Below are 4,619 nucleotides of genomic sequence, written 5' to 3' on the forward strand. Positions count from 1 at the left end.
TACATCATGCAACCGTGATTAGCCTAGAAGGAGAAAGTTATCGTATGAAAAAATAATTTTTTTGCTATAAATCGGCAAAGTTAGTTGTCGTAACCGGAAAAGTTAGTTGACATTTGATAGTTAACCATGTATTGAATAATGCTTCGTTTTGCAAAAGCCCTTTTATCACGGTGATGCTCTCTTTTACTCACATATAAACGCTGTCCTCCAAACTCATTTACCAATTGAACGAGTACTTCTCTGGGTAAAACCTTCTTAAGCTTTAAGGCTGTTTGTATATATATGGGGATATAAATCATTCCGCGAGCATTACCTTGTGCAAGGTCGCACACTATATCCGCATAGTGCTCACCGATGATATGTTGTATAAGTTTATAACCGATTGATTTTTGAACGTTCATTTTAAGTCACTCCTGTTAAGCTTTAATACTGTGATATTAATTGTTTACTGCGTTATTGGCTTAAATATTGACGTATCCAATTATTAGCCTTTCGTCTGGCTAAGTTGGTGCGTTTTATTGGACAATCCGCAGTGTAATATTCTTCAATCCATACTTGGCAATACTGCTCGATGATTGCATACCGTGAAAACCAGCGCGTATGGATAAGCTGACTCCTGACATAGGCAGCATCTAGTGGTGTTATTCCATATGGTACTAAATCAACCAGTGTTTTTGGTGTTGATGTTTCAGGTTCACCAAAGGGAATCTCACCCCCAAAATTGATGCTTTTTTGCCTTATAACTTCACTCATTTTTTGTCACCTTTAGCATGGCAAAATGTGTAGATTTTGCGATCATATTATTAAAAATTACGTGCAACAAAAATAGCCGATTTTGTTGCAGCTCAAATAGCATACAGTTGCAGTTTGTTGCAGAAAAAGTTGCAGTTGCAACAGCTATATAAAACAAGGGTTTGAAGCACATTTTTCACCTGTTACTGTTGCAGCATTTGTTGCAGCGTTTTTCGATTTGTTGCAATGTTGCAGCTCCTAAGGGAGTGCAACACTGCAACATTTACAAAAATTACTTTTATTTTTTCACGAAAAGCATGGCAAATTCTAGCTCGCAATTTAACCAAAACCCTCATCATACACCCCTTATAATTCCATCGCATTTTTGACGCTTTTGGATGATTCTAGACACTTGATATCTTTCGAGCTCAAGTTCTTTGGCTATATCTATCTGCTTCATTCCTTCTTGGAGCATTGCCATCACTTTATCATCGATACCATCGTCAAAATCCTCACACACCCAACCGTCACTGGTTAAAGCTGCTTTAAAGGGCTTGGCATCTTCGCCATAAAACAAACGTGCTTTAGTATAACTGACCTTAAAAGCCGCACCATCCTCCGCGCTATAGCCTTCTTCATGCTCAAGTTTTATTACTGTGCTGAGTACGTCTTCTTTCTTACTGGTTCCACGTTGGTCACCGTTTTTATTAGAATGATGGATAAATAAAACCGCTTTCCCTTTAGCTCGTAACTTAAGCGCCCATTCCTGCACTGGTATCCAACTATCTGCTTCATTATCTCTGCCATTACGGCATAAGGTGCTAATATTATCCACGATAATTAATTCAGCATCGTTAACTGCATCCTCAATCAAACTGGTGTCCCTTATTGTTGATAAATCTGGAGATATTTTATCCTCTAGCAAATCAGGGGTTATAATGCTTAAAGTGTCGTCCGCAAGCTGTCTGCCGTTATCAATACTTTTTAAACGCTCTTGTAATGTATAAGCAGGCATTTCCCCATCAATAAACAAAACTTTAGCCTTGCGCGGGGCACTCCATTTTAAAAAGTTAATACCTGCTGCTACCGCATATGCAATATTTAAGCTTACGTGCGTCTTTCCTACGCCACGCATGGCATATATCATTGCCAAGCCTTGTTCCTCTATTATGGGATACAATAAAAAATCAGCAGGCTTAAGCCGTATATTCAAAAACTCACCCAGCTTTACAGGTGAAATCATTTTCTTTTGCGCCTGAAGTTCTGCCGTTATTTGGTCTGTATCTTTAGTCATTTGGTTAGCACTACTCATCCTCGCCCCCTTATATTCAGCATGCCCCTAGCAGTGAGCCAATCATTCCAATCAGTACCTTTTTCACCTTCTTCAAAGCGTGGCACGATATAATCACAATCAGCGGCTTCGGCTGCTTCTCTGGCTGCTAACACGCCTGTGTTTTTTGCGCCCATACGGTCATTGTCTGCGCATATAACGATTTTATTGAACGGGTAACGCTTACGTAGTGACACAGCAACTTGTTTTAAATTACCCGCATCAAACGCACAGTAGACGCCATCATTTGGTTGAATCATTGCCCAGCTTGCTGCTGTCGCGTAACCCTCTGCAATTAATATCTTAGCGTCATTGTCTTCTCTTACCTGTAAGGGGTAAAAGCCTGCCGCCTTCTTGCCCCCCTTGAAAAAGCGTTTATCCCCTTTTGGTGAAATAATTTGCAGCGATTGCAATGACATATTGTCATTAAAACCATAAATAGGAACGATTAACGCATTATCTATCCCTTGAAGATGAGGCGCCCAGCGCAACCCAAAAGATACAACGCTTTTTTTAACTAAATAACCATGACTATCAAGTGCTTTTTCTGAATTATCTAGAATATACTGACATCTTTTTGCTGCATCTTCTTGCTGCTGCGCAAGTTCTTTTTTTAGTGATTCAGCACGCTCAATAGCTTCATTGTATGTTGCCACTCTCTCTGCATGCGTCATATTATCCATATTGGCATGCCACACATGCTTTTCATGGCTAATCCAATCACTAAACACAGCGCATTCCTCGTTAAACATAATTAACCAAGCGGCTTTATTGTCTTTACTTTTATTTGGTGCGGGAAAACGTATAATCCTGCCTAGCTCAATGCCTTCTGGGGGCGTATGACCGCAACTAATCATAAACTCACGCAAATCCATAACGCACCCCCATGTGATTACAAATAATACGTGTTGATAAAGTGACCAGAGACTGTAATGAACAATAATACTTAACTGCCATTTTTTTAGCTCCTGTTAGGTTTTCCTTGAAAGTCGGGTGGTTCAAAACTGCCCTAACAGAAACAGCATGCGCTATTCCCCTAAAAAGGGTATTGTATTTGCGCATCCACCCGACCATACAAAACCATGAGCTAATGAATAGCCATAAATTGGATATAATCGTATTGTGATTATCAAGTTTTACGGACTGATAAGCTCCGCTGTTAGTTTCATGGGTTTTGAAGCCCGACAATTTGTGCTGGCTTTTGACGACCAACACTGGGGATTCTAACAAAATTGAGTGACAAAAAATAGGTTTATACAATGATTGAATTAACATGAATAGCGCTCCTTCTTTTTGGTTATCTAATTGATAAGTCGAGCTGTTAGAAACCTTCCAAAAAGAAAAAAGGCGTGTACTATTCCCCACGGTAACATGGGTATTATATTTATACACCAACTCGACCAAACCATAGAAAGGCGTGGTAAAAATTGTAAACCTGTTGTTATATCGCTTATGGTGCAATAATAACCATCTTTTTGAAGAACGAGTTTCTAAGCTCGGTTGCTGGCTTTCTACGACCAACACGGCAGAGCTTAGCAAAATCTTAGCACAAAGCCAAGGTGGAATTATTGATACATTTATAAGCGCATAACTACTTCGCTTTGATTGAATTGTTTGAGCCAACGAAAATAACTGCTGCACTTGTCGAGGGGGCGGAGTAAACAGGGGACTATTAAGCGGGTTCCCTTTTACTTCCACATTGAACTTCTTATTATTTGCCACCATCATTTTTTACCAGCCTTGCCATTTCCAGATGCAACTATCTGACGCGCTATATCTTTCTGGCTATCATCAAGATGATAAAAACCTATGTGGACCTTTACACCATATTGGTCAATACGTGGTTTTTTTACCATATGGATAACACACCCCTTATTACGCAACTGTCTTATCGTTTCAGGTGTATTCAATCCTGCATAACGGTTTAACTCAAACCTTGATATTTCACCTCTTAAAGTGAGTTCTTTAAGTGTTCTTAATTGACGTTTACTTAATTGAATTTCATTACTTAACATAGCCTTACCCCTCTTTATTTACTAAGTCATCATAAAAACCTAAATCCAGCGAATACTGCGCTTCATTAACGAGCCTTTTAAACTCTTTTCTGGCTTCCTTTTTGGTTCTTTTTAAGCTCGCACCCACTCTCCCCCAGGCACTACCCATTTGCTTAATTTCATCAATCTGTTTTGATACGGTATTAATTGACTCTGTGAACGTATAGGCATTAACAACACTGTGTAGCTTTTTCTCACACTCAATAAAATACTTGCGTGCCTGCTCTCCCTTGTCAGTTTTTGCCATCATTGCAAGACGTTTGGCAAAGTCTATAGTTAATGCAAAATCTTGTGTTTCATTACCGCTCGTCTTAATGACGAACCCCATATAATCTTCATTCACTAAAGCATATTCATTGTTAACGATATTTGGGCGCATTCGCAATTTGTGGGTATTTTAGGAAGCCATTGCTAACCCGCCTGCATAAGCCATTCTTTCAATATCTTCCCATCGCCCAGCCTTGTAAAAAGACCGTATGAATAACATATCATTAGCGCTGTCC

The 4,619-nt window shown here is 39.4% G+C and carries 7 protein-coding genes; all 7 read right to left on the reverse strand.

What is annotated here, in order from left to right:
* Positions 1-80: 80 nt before the first annotated feature.
* The 7 genes from F3D68_RS10985 to F3D68_RS11015 all read right to left on the reverse strand — a co-directional run bounded on the left by F3D68_RS10985 (position 81) and on the right by F3D68_RS11015 (position 4,495).
* Entirely contained in the window at positions 81-401 is a 321-nt protein-coding gene (locus F3D68_RS10985) for a hypothetical protein (protein ID WP_151194475.1), read from the reverse strand.
* A gap of 52 nt (positions 402-453) precedes the next feature.
* Positions 454-753, reverse strand: a complete 300-nt coding sequence (locus F3D68_RS10990; protein ID WP_151194476.1) for a hypothetical protein — start codon at positions 751-753, stop codon at positions 454-456.
* A gap of 334 nt (positions 754-1,087) precedes the next feature.
* Positions 1,088-2,044: an AAA family ATPase gene (locus F3D68_RS10995; protein ID WP_151194477.1), complete on the reverse strand. Its 957-nt coding sequence runs from the start codon at positions 2,042-2,044 to the stop codon at positions 1,088-1,090.
* On the reverse strand, positions 2,041-2,937 hold the full coding sequence (locus F3D68_RS11000) for a toprim domain-containing protein (RefSeq protein WP_151194478.1): 897 nt from the start codon (positions 2,935-2,937) through the stop codon (positions 2,041-2,043). The genes F3D68_RS10995 and F3D68_RS11000 overlap by 4 nt, the downstream gene beginning before the upstream one ends.
* Positions 2,924-3,790: a hypothetical protein gene (locus F3D68_RS11005; protein WP_151194479.1), complete on the reverse strand. Its 867-nt coding sequence runs from the start codon at positions 3,788-3,790 to the stop codon at positions 2,924-2,926. The genes F3D68_RS11000 and F3D68_RS11005 overlap by 14 nt, the downstream gene beginning before the upstream one ends.
* Positions 3,787-4,077 carry a hypothetical protein gene (locus tag F3D68_RS11010; RefSeq protein WP_151194480.1) on the reverse strand — a complete coding sequence of 97 codons (291 nt, stop codon included), beginning with the start codon at positions 4,075-4,077 and terminating at the stop codon, positions 3,787-3,789. The genes F3D68_RS11005 and F3D68_RS11010 overlap by 4 nt, the downstream gene beginning before the upstream one ends.
* 4 nt (positions 4,078-4,081) lie before the next feature.
* Positions 4,082-4,495, reverse strand: coding sequence for an antA/AntB antirepressor family protein (locus tag F3D68_RS11015; protein ID WP_151194481.1), 414 nt, complete (start codon positions 4,493-4,495; stop codon positions 4,082-4,084).
* Positions 4,496-4,619 lie beyond the last annotated feature (124 nt).

Source organism: Cysteiniphilum sp. JM-1 (assembly GCF_008711525.1).
Taxonomy (GTDB): Bacteria; Pseudomonadota; Gammaproteobacteria; order Francisellales; family Francisellaceae; genus Caedibacter.

Excerpts from the sequence above, each read along its gene's own strand:
- F3D68_RS11010 (WP_151194480.1), bottom strand. The coding sequence starts at position 4,077 with ATGTTAAGTAATGAAATTCAATTAAGTAAACGTCAATTAAGAACACTT.
- F3D68_RS11015 (WP_151194481.1), bottom strand. The coding sequence starts at position 4,495 with ATGCGCCCAAATATCGTTAACAATGAATATGCTTTAGTGAATGAAGAT.
- F3D68_RS10990 (WP_151194476.1), bottom strand. The coding sequence starts at position 753 with ATGAGTGAAGTTATAAGGCAAAAAAGCATCAATTTTGGGGGTGAGATT.
- F3D68_RS10995 (WP_151194477.1), bottom strand. The coding sequence starts at position 2,044 with ATGAGTAGTGCTAACCAAATGACTAAAGATACAGACCAAATAACGGCA.
- F3D68_RS11000 (WP_151194478.1), bottom strand. The coding sequence starts at position 2,937 with ATGGATTTGCGTGAGTTTATGATTAGTTGCGGTCATACGCCCCCAGAA.
- F3D68_RS10985 (WP_151194475.1), bottom strand. The coding sequence starts at position 401 with ATGAACGTTCAAAAATCAATCGGTTATAAACTTATACAACATATCATC.
- F3D68_RS11005 (WP_151194479.1), bottom strand. The coding sequence starts at position 3,790 with ATGATGGTGGCAAATAATAAGAAGTTCAATGTGGAAGTAAAAGGGAAC.